The sequence below is a fragment of the Pseudomonas sp. Seg1 genome (assembly GCF_018326005.1).
Lineage (GTDB): Bacteria > Pseudomonadota > Gammaproteobacteria > Pseudomonadales > Pseudomonadaceae > Aquipseudomonas.
Genome location: NZ_AP021903.1, coordinates 3,742,081 through 3,760,928, shown reverse-complemented (window position 1 = coordinate 3,760,928; position 18,848 = coordinate 3,742,081). Strand labels below are relative to the sequence as shown.

The window sequence follows — 18,848 nt, the reverse complement described above, 5'->3', positions numbered from 1 at the left end:
GTACATCCACGCATCGTTTTAAGGAGTCTCTGTGGAGTTTTTCACCGAATACGCCAGTTTCCTGGCCAAGACCGTCACCCTGGTGATCGCCATCCTGGTGGTGCTTGCCAGTTTTGCCGCGCTGCGCAGCAAGGGGCGGCGCAAGTCGGCGGGGCAGCTGCAGGTCAGCAAGCTCAATGATTTCTATAAGGGCCTGCGTGAGCGTCTGGAGCAGACGCTGCTCGACAAGGACCAGCTCAAGGCGTTGCGCAAGGGCGAGGCCAAGTCCGAGAAAAGCGCGAAGAAGCAAAAGAACAAGCCCGAGGCCAAATCTCGCGTGTTCGTGCTCGATTTCGATGGCGACATCAAGGCCTCGGCCACCGAGAGCCTGCGCCACGAAATCACCGCATTGCTGACCCTCGCCACACCCAAGGATGAAGTCGTCCTGCGTCTGGAAAGTGGCGGCGGCATGGTGCACAGCTACGGTCTGGCGTCGTCGCAACTGGCGCGTATCCGCGAAGCCGGTGTGCCGCTGACGGTTTGCATCGACAAGGTCGCGGCGAGCGGCGGCTACATGATGGCGTGCATCGGCGAGAAGATCATCAGTGCGCCGTTTGCGATTCTGGGCTCGATCGGTGTGGTTGCGCAGTTGCCTAACGTCAATCGCTTGCTGAAGAAGCACGATATCGATTTTGAAGTGCTGACCGCCGGTGAGTACAAACGCACTTTGACCGTGTTCGGCGAAAACACCGAAAAGGGCCGCGAGAAGTTCCAGGAAGACCTGGACATCACCCACCAACTGTTCAAGAACTTCGTTGCCCGCTACCGCCCGCAACTGGCCATCGACGAAGTGGCGACCGGCGAAGTCTGGCTCGGCGTCGCGGCGCTGGACATGCAACTGGTCGATGAACTCAAGACCAGTGATGAATACCTCGCCCAGAAAGCCAAACAGGCCGAGGTCTATCACTTGCATTACGCCGAACGCAAAAGTCTGCAAGAGCGCATCGGCATGGCGGCCAGCGGTTCGGTGGATCGCGTGCTGTTGAGCTGGTGGAGTCGTTTGACGCAGCAACGTTTCTGGTAAAACAGGCAGGCATAAAAAACGCCGGTCATTGACCGGCGTTTTTTTGTCCGCAGCTTTTTGTCAGCAGGGAAGGCCGAAAGCCTAGCGACGCCGGAACAGCGGCAGCGGTTCGTCAGTGGCGGCCTGATAGGTCACCGAGAAGTCCTTGAGACCTTCCAGGGCTTCGTAGGGATCTTTGTCCGCACGCACGGCAAAGGCGTCGAAGCCACAGCGGTGCATGTAGAACAACTGGTCGCGCAACACGTCGCCGATTGCCCGCAGCTCGCCTTTGAAACCGTAACGGTCACGCAAAAGGCGTGCATTGGAGTAGTTGCGGCCGTCGGTGAACGCCGGGAAGTTCAACGCAATGACCTGAAACTCGGCGACGTCGTCACCGATTTCCTCGGCTTCTTCGTCGGCGTCCAGCCATACGCCCAAGCCACCGTCGCGGGCCTTGAGCATGCGACTGTGCTCGCGCCACAGTTGCAGTGGAACGATCAGATCGTCGCAATTGCTGATTTCGTCGATGTTGAAATCCTTGGGCAGCAAGTGCCAGGTTTCGTCGACGACTTCGTTGTTCTTAATGATTCGCTGCATAGACGCGTTCCTTGAAGAGGTCGATGCCAATACGCTGATAGGTGTCGATGAAGCGCTCGTCTTCGGTACGTTGTTCCACGTACACGTCGATCAGCTTCGAAATGACGTCAGGCATGGCTTCCTGAGCGAAGGACGGGCCGAGGATCTTGCCCAGGCTCGCGTCACGGCTGGCGCTGCCGCCGAGGGAGACCTGATAGAACTCTTCGCCTTTCTTGTCCACGCCGAGAATGCCGATGTGGCCCACATGGTGGTGACCACAGGCGTTCATGCATCCGGAGATGTTCAGGTCCAGCTCACCGATGTCGAACAGGTAATCGAGGTCATCGAAACGGCGCTGGATCGATTCGGCAATCGGGATCGACTTGGCGTTGGCCAGCGAGCAGAAATCACCGCCCGGGCAGCAGATGATGTCGGTCAGCAGGCCGATGTTCGGCGTCGCGAAACCGCCTTCACGCAGCTCGCCCCACAGGGTGAACAACTGGCTCTGCTCGACGTCGGCAAGAATGATGTTCTGCTCGTGGGAGGTGCGCAGTTGGCCGAAGCTGTAGCGGTCGGCCAGATCGGCAACGGCGTCGAGCTGCTTGTCGGTGATGTCGCCCGGCGCGACGCCGGTCGGTTTCAGCGACAGGGTCACGGCCACATAACCCGGCTTTTTGTGCGCCAGGGTGTTACGGGTGCGCCAGCGGGCGAAGCCTGGATGTTCCTTGTCGAGTGCGGCCAGCTCGGCGGTCTGGTTGTCCAGCGCCTTGTAGTCCGGATCAACGAAGTGCTTGGCGACGCGATGCAGCTCCGCTTCGGTCAATGTAGTCTGGCCACCGCGCAGGTGTTCCATTTCCGCATCGACTTTCTGTGCGAACACTTCAGGCGTGAGGGCTTTGACGAGGATCTTGATCCGCGCCTTGTATTTGTTGTCGCGACGGCCGTAGCGGTTGTAGACCCGCAGGATGGCGTCGAGATAGCTCAACAGATCCTGCCATGGCAGGAACTCGTTGATGAACGCACCGACGACCGGAGTACGACCCAGGCCACCGCCCACCAGCACGCGGAAACCCAGTTCGCCGGCTTCGTTATGCACGGGTTCAAGACCGATGTCGTGAACTTCGATGGCGGCGCGGTCAGCGGTCGAACCGTTGACGGCGATCTTGAATTTACGCGGCAGGTAGGCGAATTCCGGGTGGAAGGTGGTCCACTGACGGACGATTTCGCACCATGGGCGCGGGTCGATCAATTCGTCGGCGGCGACACCGGCGAACTGGTCGGTGGTGACGTTGCGCAGGCAGTTGCCGCTGGTCTGGATCGCGTGCATCTGCACGGTGGCCAGTTCGGCGAGGATGTCCGGGATGTCTTCCACCGCCGGCCAGTTGAACTGCACGTTCTGCCGGGTACTGATGTGGGCGTAGCCCTTGTCGTAGTCGCGGGCAATCTTGGCCATCATGCGCGTCTGACGCGAAGTCAGTTGGCCGTAAGGCACCGCAACACGCAACATCGGCGCAAAACGCTGGATGTACAGGCCATTTTGCAGGCGCAGGGGGCGGAATTCTTCTTCGCTCAGCTCACCTGCCAGATAGCGTCGGGTCTGATCACGGAACTGCTTGACGCGGTCCTCGATGATCCGCTGATCGTACTCGTCGTATACGTACATATAAGTCCTGTTCTCAGGCTTTGGGCTACTCGGAAAACGCTGCGTTTTCGCTTGCTGGAGTCCGATGGTGCCTCTGCAATTCTGCGCGCACGGCCGCGCACTCCCTAACGGAGCCGGGGCAATATACCCGTTTGCAGTTATGCGCAAAAGTGATGTTTGAGTATATGTAAAGAACCAAATCGCCTAACGAGAACAGTTATTAGCTATTCCACATTTGTCGTGCGGACAATCATCGTCTTAACTGTGGACGAGTCTTTCTGCAATCACCGATAAAACCGATAAGAGGCGATGCAATGAGCAATCCGACCAAGGCAAGGAAAAGCGATAGCAGCGTTGATGCATGGGCCATTTTGTTCCTGATCATTCTGGTCGTGGGGACAGCGGTATTCTGGGTCAGTCATCAGTAAACGACCCATCCGGGTCCGCGCCCGACGATTGTCGGACAAAAAACGGGATCAGGCGTCAATAGCCGGTGTCTGGATGGCTATAATGCGCGGCCATTTTTCCTTGGGCCCGGATGATTAATGTTCAAGTTTCTCCACGTCAGCTTTCTGCTCTTCGGTGCGGTGTTTTCCACCTGCGCACGGGCGGAGTCGGTGCTGTTTCTTAACCCGGGCTCGACGCAGGAAGCCTTTTGGCTCAACTATTCACAATTCATGCAGGCGGCCGCCCGGGACTTGGGGATCGATCTGCAAATCCTCTATTCCCAACGCCAGCCTGAACTCACCTTGGCACAGGCGCGTCTGGCGTTGCAGGGCTCGAATCGGCCCGATTATCTGATATTCGCCAACGAACAATACGTTGCCCCGCAGATCCTGCGACTTGCGCAAAACAGCGGGGTAAAGCTGTTTATCGTGAATGCCGCACTGACCCCCAATCAGCAGGCCTTGGTCGGCGAGCGCACCGACCGCATCGGCAGTCTGGTGCCGAACGACGAGGAGGGCGGTTATCTGATGATGAAGGAACTGATTCGTCTGCACCCGCCCGTTGCCGCGAATGAGCCGATTGAAGTGCTGGCGTTCTCCGGTCTGAAGATCACCCCGTCGGCGCAGTTGCGCGAACACGGCATGCAGCGCGCTTTGGCCGAGCATCCGCAGGTACGCCTGCGTCAACTGGTCTACAGCGGCTGGACGCAGCAACGTGCCTACGAACAGGCGAAACAACTGTTCGCCCGCTATCCGAAGGTGTCGCTGGTGTGGTCGGCCAATGATGAGATGGCGTTCGGCGCAATGCGCGCGTTTTCCGAGGCCGGCAAGGTCCCGGGCAAAGACGCCCTGTTCAGCGCGGTCAATACTTCACCGGCGGCTTTGCAGGCGATGGTCGACGGGCGTCTGAGTGCATTGTTGGGCGGGCACTTCACCCTGGGCGGCTGGGCCCTGGTGGAAGTGCATGACTATCAGCAAGGCGTCGATCTGAATCAGTTCGGCGGGCGTGACCGGCAGTTGCCCTTGTTGCAACTGATCGACAAAAGGCAGGCCCGGCAAATGCTGGCCATGGGTGAGTCGCCAGACTACGGCGTGAGTTTTCGCAAACTCTCGGCCAAGGGCCGCCCGGCTTCCTACCGTTATCCGTTCACCTTGCAGACCCTGATGCGCTGAAACTCGTCAAACCCCGGCGAAATGCAGCACCAGTTTGACGATGGCAAACAGCGTCAGGGCGAACACCGCCGTGAACAGAATGCCCAGCAGCACGAAATGGCTGGGCTTGCCGTGGGTGAAGTCCCTTGCCCGGTTTTTGCCGCTCTGCACCCCGAACGCTGCCGCCATCACGCTGTGCAACATTTGCCAGAAGCTCGGCGGTTTGTTGTCGACTGGATCGTCCATAAATCCCTCGTAGCGTCAGTTGTCCAGAAGAGCATAGCCAACTTGCCACTCGATGGCCTGCCCGCGCGCGCCCATACAGTCGATTGGTTTCCACTCACCGTGCGATATCTATCTACCGCAGATGCGAATGTTCGAGATGGTCTGCTCTTGGCTCCACCAAAAAGGAGCGACCATGACCGTCATCCCATCCATTGCGCCAACAGTCCGGCCAGCGGCAACCCAAAGCCTGCACGGCGACTTCCTCGAACAATCCATCCCCCAATGGCTGACCGACGCTTCGACGCAAAGACGCCAGGCATTCAAGGACATTCATACAACGCTGCCACCGTGGTACCGCAACGCCGCACCTGACCAGCGCGAGGCCTTGAATGTGAGCTTCGTCGCCAGTCTTGAGGCGCAGAACCGTCTGGACCAAAGCATGGCGACGTTTCAGGACGTTGAAGCATTCGCCCGGCCCCTGTTGATCAAGGCCCTGAAGGACCGATTCCAGCTGCAAGTGGATGTCGACAAGATCCTGCTGTGCCTGCGACGCCCACTGGAAATCAGCATTTTCGAGATCGAACTGTCATCGTTCGAAGTGCTCAAGCTGTCGATGCTCGACGCCGCACTGCACAATTTCGAAGATTACGAATGCAAACCGGGGGCCTATCACAAGACTTCCGGGTTCGTTAAGCAAACCGCTACAACGGACACTTACGAAGCGGTGCCGGTCAACCTCAGCGTCAGCCAGTTTCTGACGTTGTGCCGCAGCCTGGACATCGGCAAGCAATACCAGGCGTATCTGAAGGGCTTCTTTTATCCGGCCGCCACGACTGCACCCACCGCACTTCGCGAGCCGTTCATCGCCAGTCAGAAGGCAGCTCTGCGCGCCGCCGCTGAACTGGCGCTGTTGAAAAAGGACATTGAACCGGCGGACTACACGATGATCGTTTCGGTGATCAACGGCGAGAGGCATCCGTGGATGGGCCGCAAGCAGGTCTGGTTCGAAGACCTGGGCCTGATGAGAAAGCGCATGACTGGCTGCGTGGCGTTCTCGATCTGCGAAAAATATCGCTACAGCGACGAAGTGATTCTCTACGTTCCCAACGATCCCGAACATCCGCTCAAGCGCTACAGCGGCGCGCAGATGAAGCAAGAGTTCAAGAGCCTGTTCACTGCAGGAAGCGCCGCGGTCACCGGCGCAGAGCCGACCCCGTACCAACGCTTTTTCAGCCAGTTCGTCCCCTACGACCAGCGACCGTACTATTTCAGCCAGTTCACGCAAAAGGCCGCCGACTCCCCCAGCGATCCGTGGCGCTCGCCCTGGCGCACGATTGTCAACGCGTTTACTCACACCGCAGCATTTACCCATATCAGGGAGCTGCCGCCCGAACGTCCGGCGAAACTTGCGCCGGCAGCGGATCCGTATCTCGCACCCTCTACCCTCACGCGCAAGGGGCGAGGCATCTGGGCGGAAAACGAGGATCTCTGGGAATACCTCTACCAGCAACATTGCGCCAAAGTGCTGGCCGATGCGCGCAGTCATGCGGTGCCGACCCAAGAGGTCGACGCCAAGGCCCGAGAGGCGAAGCTGGCCCACCTGATGGAGGTCGGTCTGCTGGGCCTGAACCTGGTGTCGATGTTCGTGCCAGTCCTGGGCGAAGTAATGATGGTAGTGATGGCCGGCCAGTTGTTGTACGAAACCCTTGAAGGTGCGGTCGAGTGGGGGGAGGGCGATCGCCGGGCAGCCAAGGATCATCTGGTGGATGTGGCAGAAAACCTCGTGCAGATTGCGTTGATGGCCGGGGTGGGCGCCGGGGTACGCAAGTTTCAGGCGGCCGAAGCACCCGCAGTGCTCGAAGATCTGCGCCCGGTGACATTGCCCAATGGCAAAACCCGGCTGTGGAAACCGGATCTGCGTGCTTATGCTTCCCCGGTGGCACTGGAGGCCAGCGGCGGTCCGAATCTGTCAGGGCAGCATCGGGTCGATGGAACAACCTACATGCGCCAGGGCGGTCAGGCTTACCAACAGTTCTTTGATGAATCACTGGGCAAATGGCGCATCAGGCATCCCTCCGATCCTGACGCTTACCAGCCATTGCTTGAACACAATGGCCGCGGTGCCTGGCGGCATACCCTGGAACGTCCTCTGCAGTGGGACCGGTTGACCCTGTTGCGGCGTATGGGCCATGCCGCCGAAGAATTTTCCGATGCGCAGTTGCTCAAGGTGGCCGATATCAGCGGCGTCAGCGATAACGCGCTGCGCAAGATGCATCTGGATAACGCGCCGCCCCCACCCGAGTTACAGGACGCCATGCGTCTGTTCCGGGCCGATGCGGATTCGGCACGGGTCATCGCGCAACTGCGCGGCAGCCAAGCGGTTGATTCGCTGTATCTGTACGCATTGCCGCTGGTGACGGAAATGCCGCGCTGGCCGGCCAGCCGCGTGCTGCAGGTGTTCGATGGGGATCGATTGACCGGCGAGTCGCTCACCTATGGCGCCAGCCCCAAGATTCGCGGCGCGGTCGTCAGGGCGCCGATCAGGGTGAGCCGCGCCGACATCCTGCGCGGCGACCTGACGGCACGCATTCTCGCCCAGCTCGATGAGCCTGAAATCATTCGACTGCTCGGTGAGGGCGGGGCGCGCTTGCGCTATGCCCGTGCCGAAGAATTCAGTCAGCAGATTGCCGATTACGCCCGGACTCGCCAGCCGGCGATTTTCGACAGCATTTATCGCGGCACTTCGCCGGCAGACGCGCGCGTCCGATTGCTACGGAGGACCTGTCCGGGACTCGGCGATGCCGCGGCCGAGGAAATCCTCGCGCATGCCCGGCCTGAAGAAATCGAGCGGCTCAACGCCAACCGAGGAGTGCCCCTGCGTCTGCTGGAGGAGGCGCGCTGGTTTCAGCAACAGGGACGCCAGACTCGCGCTTACGCGGGGCTGCGCAGTGAAAATATCGCCACCGCCGATAGCCGGCGTCTGGCTTTGCACACCTTGCAAAACCTGCCGGGCTGGCCGGACACCGTGCGCCTCGAAGTCCGCGAGGGCAGCCAGCGCGGCGCGCTGCTCGACAGCGTCGGCAGCGAGAGCGCCCACGACAAAAAATACCTGGTCAAAAAAGGCCAACGCTTTCAGGCCTTCGATGAGCGTGGCGAAGCGCTCAACAGCCAGCCAGACGCCGGCGACAATTTCTATGTCTCGATCATGCACGCCTTGCCCGATGACGCCCGTCGCAGCCTTGCGGTGCCTGAGGTCAGCCAGAGTGCCGAGTTACGCCGCAGGATCATCGAGCATGCCGTTCAGCATCGCACTGAGGCCGTGACTCTGCTGGAACCGCAGGCCGCCTGGTTCAAACCGCCAACACGGATCAACGAACGACTGTTGGGCTACTACGCCAGTGGTCGCGGCCCTGGCTTGAACCCGCACCTGACCGTGCGCGTGCGCGATGTGTATCCGCAGTTGACCGATCAGCAGGCCAACGGCTTCGTCCTCCGGCAGTTGCAGGCGGGGAAAACCGACAAGGATATTTTCAACCTGTTGCAGCACCGGCAGCGCGATTGGGACGGGCTGAATGCCGCGCTTGACCGATGGCTGGGGCCCGCGCCGGAGCAGCCGTTGCGCGATGCGCCGGCACGCTCCGACGCACAGGCAACGTATGAGCGCAAAACCCTGACCGCACAAGCGCTCAAGGCCTGTTGGCGCCAGGCGCCGTTGGCCGCAGAGCTACCCGGTGCGGATCGCTTGGTGATCAGCAGTCTCGAGCCGTTGCCGGGGTTGACCACCGATTTCAGCCACATCCGCGAGTTGTCCGTGGGCGGGCGCGGGCTGACGGATGCCAATGCCGATGATTTTCTGGCGCGCTTTCCCGACGTGGAAAAACTCTCGCTGGGCGAACGCGGCAACTTTCTCGACACCTACACGGCCGGTGCGCAGCCGCTGACGACCGTACCGCATTCGCTCAGTGCGATGCGCTCGCTGAAGAACCTGCGATTCAGATCCCATGCGTTCAAGCTGGCCGCCGATTTTCCCACACGATTACAGGGACTGACGTCACTTGAAACGCTGCACATTGAGTGCGAGGGAGTCGATCCTGCCGCCATGCACAACCTCGATCTGGCGCCGCTCACGCAGTTGAAGAGCCTCACGATCGATGCGCCGGCCATGACGCAATGGCCTGCCTTTGCGCAGCACCTCCCGCAACTGGAGCGCCTGGATCTGGCCAACACCTCGATCAATGTCATTCCGCAGGCGCTGTACAGCGGACATGAAAAACTCTGGGCGGGGCTGTCGCTGGATTGGTCGAAGTTCACCCATGAAGCTTTCAAACCCGCGTACGAATACGTCAGGAATTACGCCGGGCCGTTGGGGCATCTGGTTGACCTGCCTCTGATGGTTCGCGGTTTCTGCTACGGGGAACTGGCGTTTCTGACCGGTGAGCCCGGTGTCATCAACCCCTTGCCTGAGCGGATCCTCACCCTCTGGGATACGCCCGCGACGAGGCTCGCCGCCGTAGAAGCGTTACGCGCCGAACACGCCGGGATCTTTCGCCAGTTCTATGAGCCCGGCACGTCGGCAGAACTACGCACCGCCCGGCGAGCGTTGCGCTGGACCGAGGAACCCAATGCCAGCGTTCTGCGCGCACTGGAGATCAACTGGCGCGCCGTGGTGCGAGCCCGCTATGGCTTGAATGAAAAAGTGACCCTGTTCGAATTGCCCGCATCGGGCGCGCAAATGTCGCAATTGCTGGGCTATGAAAAGATCAGCGAACTGCCGCCATTGCCGGCCGGGATTTTCGCCGATGTGACCACCTTGCGGCTGGGCTGGCTGGATGCGCCGGTCGAGCAGGTGCGCGGTTTCATTCGGGCTTTCGGCGGCACGCAAACCCTGGAAATCAGCGGCAATGGCTTGAGTGAACTGCCCATCGGACCGGGCGATCTGCCGCAACTTAGCCGTCTCGATATCTCCTACAACAGCGTAGTCGTCACGCCGCACGTGCAGAGCCAGTTCAGCCGCATGTCCAGCCTTGAATACCTGAATGCCAGCCAGAATCCGCTGACTGCCCTGGACGTCAGCGCGCTGACGAAGCTCAAGGCGCTGAACCTGCGCGCCACTGAACTCGAGGCATGGCCCGCAGGTGCCGAGCATTTGCCGCAGCTTGATTGGGCCGACCTGCGCGACAATGCCATCGAGTCGTTGCCGCCAGCGGTTCTGGCCGACGATGAGGCGCTGCTCAAAACCAGCCTGACCGGGAATGCCTTCAGTCCCGAAGGCCAAGCCGCGTTGAACGCAGCGCAGCAACGCGTGGAGAACGTCAGGGGGTTGCCGGTAGGGGCGCTGCAGCGATTTGCGCTGGAACCCGTACCGGCAGATTTTCCTCCCGGCGAGACGGCCAGGTCCATCGTCGAGTACCTGTTGCCGCTGCCCCGCAGGGCAAATACCGGCACGCAGGCCTCAGGATTCGCTGAACGTCTGCAGAATCTGAATCCAGTGATCTCGCCCGCGGAAGCCGAGCAATGCATTTCGCGACTGCGCAGCGCGGGGATGAGCGACGACCAGATCAGCAACCGTCTCGGCGAATGGCAGCAGACCAACGAGTCACTGACGCGCCAGCTCAATGGCTGGATCTTTACCCGCGAGACCCGTTCGCCCCATGCGGTGGTCAGCGCCGATGGGCGCGGATTCGCCGCCCTGAGCATTCGCGAATGCTGGCAGGACGGGGTGACAGCCCTGACCCCCGACGCCGGCCAGGAGCTCAGCCTGATGGGGCCGCGCACCGGCGACCTGCCTTCGCTGACAGCCGAATTCGACCACGTGCGGACGCTGAATCTGACGGGGTCGCGAATCACCGCGCAGGGGTCCAATGGCTTTTTGCAGGCTTTCCCGCAGTTGAGCACTTTGGTGCTCAACGGCAACGAACTGAGTGCGCTGCCGCAAGCGGTGCTCAGCATGAGCCGGCTGCAACGCCTGGAGCTCAACGGCAACCAGTTCGCTGATGCGCAATCGTTGTACCGGCTGCCCGGTCGTGATCAATTGCGCTGGCTGGACGTGGGTCATAACCACCTCAATCAATTCGATGCCCGCACCTTCAATCGTCTGGAGACGCTGAATCTGGCCTACAACGGTCTGGTGCGGTGGCCGGAAGGGACGCTGGAGGCGCCGAACCTGCGGACCCTGAACCTGAGCGGCAACGATTTCAGGGTCATTCCGGATCGACTGTTGGACGGCACCCATGAGCCACTGGTTGGCGGCACGCAGCTCGCCGACACTTATCAGTTGTCGCTGATGAGCCTTGAGCAAATGCGCAATTACAGCGCTGCACACGGCGACGTTGCGGTGATGGGTATTTCGCGTCAGGAACTCGATTTGCGCATCAGCGCGATTATCAGCGACTCGGACAGCGATTTCGATTCCGACATCGATTCTCCGGGCGACAGCGACAGTGATGGCGACGATACCCATGCCAATGTGCAACCCATCGAAACCCTGCTCAATCCGTCATTCGAGGTGTCTGACTCAGCCTTGCAGCCGTGGCTCGTCGATACCCGCGCTGAAGTGCGATCCGGCCGAACCAGCCTGTGGGTGCAGCTCGCCCAGGAAGATGACCGCCAGGCGTTTTTTCACTTGCTGTCGACGCTGCGCGATACCAGTGATTTCCGCCTGTCGCGCGCCGACCTGACGCATCGCGTATGGCGTGTCATACAAGCCGCCACGGAAAACACCGAACTGCGGCAACTGTTGTTCATCAATGCCGAGACCCACGGCGCCTGTTCCGACGGGCGCATCCTGTCCTTCAGCGAACTGGAAAGCCGGGTCTATGAGTACAACGCATTGCGCGATATTCCGCGCCAGCGCCCGGAGCAGCGCGGACGCGCCTTGCTGGATCTGTCGCGCCGGCTCTTTCGTCTGGGCCGCGTCGACCGTCTGGCAGAGCGCGCCGGGCGCGGACAGGACAGGGCAGAAGTGCGTCTGGAATATCGAATCGGCATGACCTCGGGCTGGCCCGATGGGCTGGAGCTGCCGGGGCAACCCGAGCACATGATGTTCGGCAGACCGATTCGTGGGCAGCAACTGGCCCGCGCACGTGCCTCGGTGCTCGCCGACGAGGCCTCCGATGTGTTTATCGAGGATCTGATTTCGCGTGATTACTGGGAGCGGTATCTGCGCGAGCGCCATCCGGACGCATTCGATGCGGTTGAGCGTAACGCCTCTAAACGCCAGGATGAGGTCGAGGATGCGCATCCCGACAGAACCGAGGGGCCCGCTCTGGAGCAATACACGAAGGCGCTGCATGAGCTGGAGGTTGAGTTGGCCAGTGCCCGCACCGCTAATCTGATGGAGCTGTCGCGTGCAGAAATGCAGGCGCTGGCCTCGATAGGGGACGCGGTGCCACCCACGCCGCCGTCACCCCAGCCAGGCCCGTCACATCGCCAATGATTGCGCGGTTGCCCGGGCATGAGCGCGATTTGCGCTCATGCCCGGGCCGGGTCTCAGTTGTCGTAACCCAGATTCGGTGCCAGCCAGCGCTCGGTCACACTCAGTTCCTGACCCTTGCGCGAGGTATAGCTCTGCACCTGATCCTTGTCGATCTTGCCCACCGCGAAGTACTGCGCTTGCGGGTGGGCGAAGTACCAGCCGCTGACCGCTGCCGCCGGGAACATAGCGTAGTGTTCGGTGAGGAACACGCCGCTACGGCCAGCACGCATTTCTTCGGCTTCGGGGTCGAGCAAGGCAAACAGCGCCGCTTTCTCGGTGTGATCCGGGCAGGCCGGATAACCCGGGGCAGGGCGGATACCGCTGTATTGCTCTTTGATCAGCGCGTCGTTGTCGAGCACTTCGTCCTTGGCATAACCCCAGTGTTCTTTGCGCACCTGCTGGTGCAGCCACTCGGCGCAAGCTTCGGCCAGGCGGTCGGCGAGGGCCTTGACCATGATCGAGTTGTAATCGTCACCAGCGTCCTGATAAGCCTTGGCCACTTCTTCGGCGCCGATGCCGGCGGTGGTGATAAAACCACCGACGTAGTCGGTCACTTCGCTGTCCTTAGGTGCCACGAAGTCGGCGAGGGAGAAGTTCGGTTTGCCGTCGGTCTTGATGATTTGCTGGCGCAGATGATGCAGCTTGGCCATTGGCTTGCCGTCATCGCCGTACAGCTCGATGTCATCGTCATGCACCTGATTGGCCGGCCAGAACCCGAACACCGCACGGGCACTGATCAGCTTCTCGTCGATCAGTTTGGCGAGCATTTCCTGCGCGTCCTTGTACAGCGCGGTGGCGGCTTCACCGACCACTTCGTCTTCGAGGATGCGCGGGAACTTGCCGGCCAGATCCCAAGAGATGAAGAAAGGCGTCCAGTCGATGTATTCGGCCAATACCTTCAAATCGATGTTGTCCAGCACCTTGCTGCCGGTGAACGTCGGTTTGACCGGCTCGTAGGTGGCCCAGTCGAACTGCGGCTTCTTGGCGACAGCAGCGGCGTAGCTCAGGCGTTCGGTGCGAGCGCTGCGATTGGAAGTGCGTTCGCGCACATCGATGTATTCCAGACGGGTCTTCTCGACGAAACCGGCCTTCAATTCTTTCGACAGCAGCTGTGTGGCCACGCCCACCGCGCGCGAGGCGTCGGTGACATAGACCACGGCGTCGTTGCTGTACTTCGGCTCGATCTTCACCGCGGTGTGCGCTTTGGACGTGGTCGCGCCACCGATCATCAGCGGCAGGTGGAAGTCCTGACGCTGCATCTCGCGGGCCACATGGACCATCTCATCCAGCGACGGTGTGATCAGGCCGGAGAGGCCGATGATGTCGCACTTCTGCTCCTTGGCCACTTGCAGAATCTTCTCTGCCGGGACCATCACGCCGAGGTCGACGATGTCATAGCCGTTGCAACCGAGCACCACGCCAACGATGTTCTTGCCGATGTCGTGCACGTCACCCTTCACCGTGGCCATGAGAATCTTGCCCTTGGCTTCCGGCTTGTCGCCTTTTTCCAGTTCGATGAACGGGATCAAGTGCGCTACGGCCTGCTTCATTACGCGGGCGGATTTCACCACCTGCGGCAGGAACATTTTGCCGGCGCCGAACAGGTCGCCGACGATGTTCATGCCGGACATCAGCGGGCCTTCGATCACTTCGATCGGACGGGCGAACGACTGGCGCGATTCTTCGGTGTCTTCAACGATGTGCGTGGTGATGCCTTTGACCAGCGCATGCTCCAGACGCTTGTTGACCTCCCAACTGCGCCACTCTTCGGTCTCGGCTTCCTTGACACTGCCGTCGCCCTTGAACTTGTCAGCGATGGCGAGGAGGGCGTCGGTGCCTTCTGGCGTGCGGTTGAGGATCACGTCTTCAACGGCGTCGCGCAGCTCGACCGGGATCTGATCGTAAATCTCCAGTTGACCGGCGTTGACGATGCCCATGGTCAGGCCGGCGCGGATCGCATACAGCAGGAACACCGAGTGAATCGCCTCGCGCACCGGGTTGTTGCCACGGAACGAGAACGACACGTTGGACACGCCGCCCGAGGTCAGCGCATACGGCAGTTCGTCGCGGATGTAGGCACAGGCATTGATGAAGTCCACAGCGTAGTTGTTGTGTTCTTCGATACCGGTGGCGACGGCGAAGATGTTCGGGTCGAAGATGATGTCTTCCGGCGGGAAGCCGACTTCGTTGACCAGAATGTCGTAGGAACGTTTGCAGATTTCTTTCTTGCGCGCTTCGGTGTCGGCTTGGCCGGCTTCGTCAAACGCCATCACCACCACGGCAGCACCGTAGCGTTTGCACAGTTTGGCGTGATGGATGAACTGCTCGACGCCTTCTTTCATGCTGATCGAGTTGACGATGCCTTTGCCCTGAATGCACTTGAGGCCTGCTTCGATCACTTCCCATTTCGACGAGTCGATCATGATCGGTACGCGCGAGATGTCCGGTTCACCGGCGATCAGATTGAGGAAGGTCACCATGGCCTTCTTCGAATCGAGCATCCCTTCGTCCATGTTGATGTCGATCACCTGCGCACCGGCCTCGACCTGTTGCAGGGCGACTTCCAGCGCTTCGGTGTAGTTGTCTTCACGGATCAGCCGGGCGAATTTCGCCGAGCCGGTGATGTTGGTGCGCTCGCCGACGTTGACGAACAACGAGCTGCGATCAATGGTGAACGGCTCCAGACCCGAGAGACGGCAGGCCTTGGGAATGTCCGGAATCTGACGCGGCGCGTAACCGGCGACGGCTTTGGCGATGGCTTCGATATGCCCCGGCGTGGTGCCGCAGCAACCGCCGACGATGTTGAGGAAACCGCTTTGGGCGAACTCCTCGATGACTTTTGCGGTTTCCGACGGCAGTTCGTCGTACTCGCCGAATTCGTTCGGCAGGCCGGCGTTCGGGTGTGCAGAAACGTGGGTGCTGGCCTTGTTCGACAGCTCTTCCAGGTACGGGCGCAGCTCACTGGCGCCGAGTGCGCAGTTGAGGCCGACCGAGATTGGCTTGGCGTGCGCCACTGAGTTCCAGAACGCTTCGGTGGTCTGGCCCGACAGGGTACGACCGGAGGCATCGGTGATGGTCCCGGAAATCATGATCGGCAGTTCGATATGCAGCTCTTCGAACACACCTTGCACGGCGAAGATCGCTGCTTTGGCGTTGAGGGTGTCGAAAATGGTTTCGATCAGGATCAGGTCGGCGCCGCCCTCGATCAGACCTTTGGTGGCTTCGGTGTAGTTCTCCACCAGCTCATCAAAGGTGACGTTGCGGTAGCCCGGGTTGTTGACGTCAGGCGACAGCGAACAGGTACGGCTGGTCGGGCCGAGCACGCCGGCGACGAAGCGCGGCTTGGCCGGGTTCTCGGCGGTCTTGGCATCGGCGACCTTGCGGGCCAGGCGGGCGCCTTCTACGTTTAGTTCGTAGGCCAGCTCTTCCATGCCGTAATCGGCCATGGAAATGCGCGTGGCGTTGAAGGTGTTGGTTTCGAGAATGTCGGCGCCGGCATCCAGATAGGCTTTCTCGATGCCACCGATCACGTCCGGACGAGTGATCACCAGCAAGTCGTTGTTGCCTTTGACGTCACTCGGCCAGTCAGCGAAGCGCTTGCCGCGATAATCCTGCTCTTCGAGCTTGTAGCTCTGGATCATCGTGCCCATACCGCCGTCGAGTATCAGGATGCGCTCTTTGAGGGCTTGCTTGAGAGCTTGAAGGCGGACGCTGCGATCGGACATTTGGACTACTCGGAAAGACCATTACGAAGGAGCGGGATCATAACAAACCTGTGCGGTTTTGGAGCATGTGAGGCTTTTGCATGAATATCGCTCATGTTGGTACGAGCGTCATACTGTAGAATCGTGGCGTTTTTTTCAGGATCGGGATCAAGGGCATGTCGTACCGCGTCATCAGCACTGTGTTGCTGTTCTTAAGCTTTGGTGCGGCGGCGCAAGAGCCTTCGATCTCGCCTTCCATTTCCTACACCCGCGACATCCAGCCAATCTTCACCGAGAAGTGCGTGGCCTGCCATGCGTGCTATGACTCTGCCTGCCAGCTCAATCTGGGCAGTGGCGAAGGCGCGGGCCGGGGCGCGAGCAAGATGCCGGTCTATGACGGCGAACGCACACAAGCGGCACCGACCACGCGCTTGTTCTACGACGCCTTCGGCAAACGCGCCTGGCAGCAGAAGGGCTTCTATTCGGTGCTTGATGCCCAGGGAAGTCAGGCCGCGTTGATGGCGCGCATGCTTGAGCTGGGGCACAAAACCCCGTTGACGCCGAACGCCAAACTCCCGGAAGACATCGTGCTCGGTCTCAATCGCGAGAACATGTGTGCGATGCCCGCCGAATTCGAGGGCTATGCCGGGGCGCATCCGAAGGAAGGCATGCCGTTGGCGGTGACCGGCCTCACCGATCAGCAGTATCAGACGTTGCAGCGTTGGCTGGCCTCAGGTGCGCCGATTGACGAGCAAGGGCTGGCGCCGAGTGCCAAAGAGGCGATGCAGATCGTTCAGTGGGAAAACCTGCTCAATGCGCCGGGCGCTCGCCAGAGTCTGGTCGGGCGCTGGTTGTTCGAGCACTTGTTTCTGGCGCACATCTATTTCAAGGATGGCGAGCCGGGGCACTACTTTCAGTGGGTGCGCTCGCGCACCCCGACAGGTCAGCCGATCGACCTGATTGCCACCCGTCGCCCCAACGATGATCCGGGCACCCAGGTGTATTACCGCTTGTGGCCGGTGCAAGGGGTGATCGTGCATAAAACCCACATCACCTATCCGCTCAGCGCGGCGAAGATGGCTCGGGTCAAAAGCCTGTTCTACAACGGCAACTGGCAAGTCAGCGCGTTGCCCGGCTACGGCCCGCAAAGTCGCGCCAACCCGTTTGCCACGTTTGAAGCGATTCCGGCGCAGGCGCGTTATCAGTTCATGCTCGATAACGCCGAATACTTCGTCCGCACCTTTATTCGCGGTCCGGTGTGCCGTGGGCAGATCGCGACTGACGTGATCCGCGACAACTTCTGGGCGCTGTTCCAGGCGCCGGAACATGACCTGTACATCACCGACCCCAACTATCGCGGCCAGGCCACGCCGCTGTTGGCCATGCCGGGGCAGAACGACGATGTCGGCAGCGTTTTGAGCCTGTGGCATAACTACCGCAACAAACGAAACGAGTACGAGGCTTTGCGCCGCGACAGCTACGCCGATATTCCCGCGCCGAGCTGGTCGACGTTGTGGGCCGGCAACGACAACGCGCTGTTGAGCATCTTCCGCCACTTCGACAGCGCTTCGGTGACCAAAGGCCTGATCGGTGAAGTGCCGCAGACCCTGTGGCTGTTCGACTATCCGTTGCTGGAACGCACGTATTACCAGTTGGCGGTCAACTTCGATGTATTCGGTAACGTCTCCCATCAGGCGCAAACCCGTTTGTATTTCGACTTGATCCGCAACGGCGCCGAACAGAATTTCCTGCGCCTGATGCCGGCCGATTCCCGCGAGGACTACCTCAACGATTGGTACCAGAGCAGCGGCCAGTTCAAGATGTGGCTCGACTATGAAGCCATCGACGACGACAAGCCGACCGCGCTCAAGCTCGACGAGAAAGACCCGAAATACGACTTCGCCATGCAATTGCTCGCACGTTATGGCGACCTCAATGCGCGGCCCGATCCGATCAACCGCTGTGATGGCGCGTATTGCTCGCGGCCGAACATTGATCCGGCGCTGCAAAATGCCGAACAGGCCCTCAGTCGCCTGGCTTCGCGTCCGGCCGCTGGCCTGAAAGTCATCGATCAATTGCCGGAAGCAACCATGTTGCGCATCGCAACGGCCAGCGGCAAACGCGAGGTCTACAGCCTGTTGCGCAACCGTGCCCACAGCAACGTGGCGTTTTTGCTCGGTGAGTCGCTGCGTTATCAACCGGGGCTGGATACGCTGACCATTTATCCGGGCGTGCTCAGCAGTTATCCGAACTTCATCTTCAACATCCCGGCCGATCAGGTTCCGGCGTTTGTCGATGCGATGGAAAACGCCAAGGATGCCAATCGTTTCGAGAAAATCGTCGAACGCTGGGGCATTCGCCGCAGTCATCCGCAATTCTGGTTCTATTTCCACGATCTGAGCCAGTACCTCCACGAAACCGATCCGGTGGAAGAGGGCGTGCTGGACATGAACCGCTACGAGAATCTTTGATCGTTTGAGAGTGATCTGCTGTCCCAATTTCTAACTAGATCCAAATTCCCTGTGGGAGCTGGCTTGCCAGCGATGAGGGCGGCGCATTCAACATTTATGTGGCCTGGCACTCCGCC

The 18,848-nt window shown here is 60.3% G+C and carries 8 protein-coding genes; 4 read left to right on the top strand and 4 right to left on the bottom strand.

All coding sequences use genetic code 11. The annotated features are described in order from the left end of the window. Positions 1 to 31: 31 nt before the first annotated feature. Positions 32 to 1,063: a protease SohB gene (gene sohB, locus KI231_RS16785; protein WP_212809152.1), complete on the top strand. Its 1,032-nt coding sequence runs from the start codon at positions 32 to 34 to the stop codon at positions 1,061 to 1,063. Positions 1,064 to 1,144: 81 nt separating this feature from the next. Here the strand turns inward: sohB and KI231_RS16780 are convergent, their stop codons facing one another. Together KI231_RS16780 and KI231_RS16775 are read right to left on the bottom strand one after the other, a co-directional pair. Continuing rightward, positions 1,145 to 1,639 (bottom strand): DUF934 domain-containing protein, encoded by a 495-nt coding sequence (locus tag KI231_RS16780; protein ID WP_095189786.1) that lies wholly within the window; start codon positions 1,637 to 1,639, stop codon positions 1,145 to 1,147. After that, positions 1,623 to 3,281 carry a nitrite/sulfite reductase gene (locus tag KI231_RS16775; RefSeq protein WP_103302364.1) on the bottom strand — a complete coding sequence of 553 codons (1,659 nt, stop codon included), beginning with the start codon at positions 3,279 to 3,281 and terminating at the stop codon, positions 1,623 to 1,625. The genes KI231_RS16780 and KI231_RS16775 overlap by 17 nt, the downstream gene beginning before the upstream one ends. Before the next feature lie 524 nt (positions 3,282 to 3,805). On the opposite strand from KI231_RS16775, the gene KI231_RS16770 reads away from it, so the two are divergent. After that, the gene (locus tag KI231_RS16770; protein WP_212809151.1) at positions 3,806 to 4,879 is read left to right on the top strand and encodes an ABC transporter substrate-binding protein; all 1,074 of its coding nucleotides are present in this window, start codon (positions 3,806 to 3,808) and stop codon (positions 4,877 to 4,879) included. A gap of 6 nt (positions 4,880 to 4,885) precedes the next feature. Here the strand turns inward: KI231_RS16770 and KI231_RS16765 are convergent, their stop codons facing one another. Then, on the bottom strand, positions 4,886 to 5,104 hold the full coding sequence (locus KI231_RS16765; protein ID WP_042559414.1) for a DUF2970 domain-containing protein: 219 nt from the start codon (positions 5,102 to 5,104) through the stop codon (positions 4,886 to 4,888). 172 nt (positions 5,105 to 5,276) lie between these two features. Between KI231_RS16765 and KI231_RS16760 the strand changes: the two genes are divergently transcribed. Continuing rightward, positions 5,277 to 12,518, top strand: a complete 7,242-nt coding sequence (locus KI231_RS16760; protein ID WP_212809150.1) for an NEL-type E3 ubiquitin ligase domain-containing protein — start codon at positions 5,277 to 5,279, stop codon at positions 12,516 to 12,518. A 53-nt stretch (positions 12,519 to 12,571) separates the two neighbouring features. Here KI231_RS16760 and metH read toward each other — a convergent pair whose 3' ends face one another. After that, positions 12,572 to 16,282 (bottom strand): methionine synthase, encoded by a 3,711-nt coding sequence (metH, locus tag KI231_RS16755; RefSeq protein WP_212809149.1) that lies wholly within the window; start codon positions 16,280 to 16,282, stop codon positions 12,572 to 12,574. Between the two features lie 155 nt (positions 16,283 to 16,437). Here metH and KI231_RS16750 point away from each other — a divergent pair, with 155 nt between their 5' ends. Next, positions 16,438 to 18,732 carry a fatty acid cis/trans isomerase gene (locus KI231_RS16750; RefSeq protein ID WP_212809148.1) on the top strand — a complete coding sequence of 765 codons (2,295 nt, stop codon included), beginning with the start codon at positions 16,438 to 16,440 and terminating at the stop codon, positions 18,730 to 18,732. The last annotated feature ends 116 nt before the right edge of the window (positions 18,733 to 18,848 follow it).

Coding starts and splice junctions, on each gene's coding strand:
- KI231_RS16780 (WP_095189786.1), bottom strand. CDS start 1,639: ATGCAGCGAATCATTAAGAACAACGAAGTCGTCGACGAAACCTGGCAC.
- KI231_RS16775 (WP_103302364.1), bottom strand. CDS start 3,281: ATGTACGTATACGACGAGTACGATCAGCGGATCATCGAGGACCGCGTC.
- KI231_RS16770 (WP_212809151.1), top strand. CDS start 3,806: ATGTTCAAGTTTCTCCACGTCAGCTTTCTGCTCTTCGGTGCGGTGTTT.
- KI231_RS16765 (WP_042559414.1), bottom strand. CDS start 5,104: ATGGACGATCCAGTCGACAACAAACCGCCGAGCTTCTGGCAAATGTTG.
- KI231_RS16760 (WP_212809150.1), top strand. CDS start 5,277: ATGACCGTCATCCCATCCATTGCGCCAACAGTCCGGCCAGCGGCAACC.
- metH (WP_212809149.1), bottom strand. CDS start 16,282: ATGTCCGATCGCAGCGTCCGCCTTCAAGCTCTCAAGCAAGCCCTCAAA.
- KI231_RS16750 (WP_212809148.1), top strand. CDS start 16,438: ATGTCGTACCGCGTCATCAGCACTGTGTTGCTGTTCTTAAGCTTTGGT.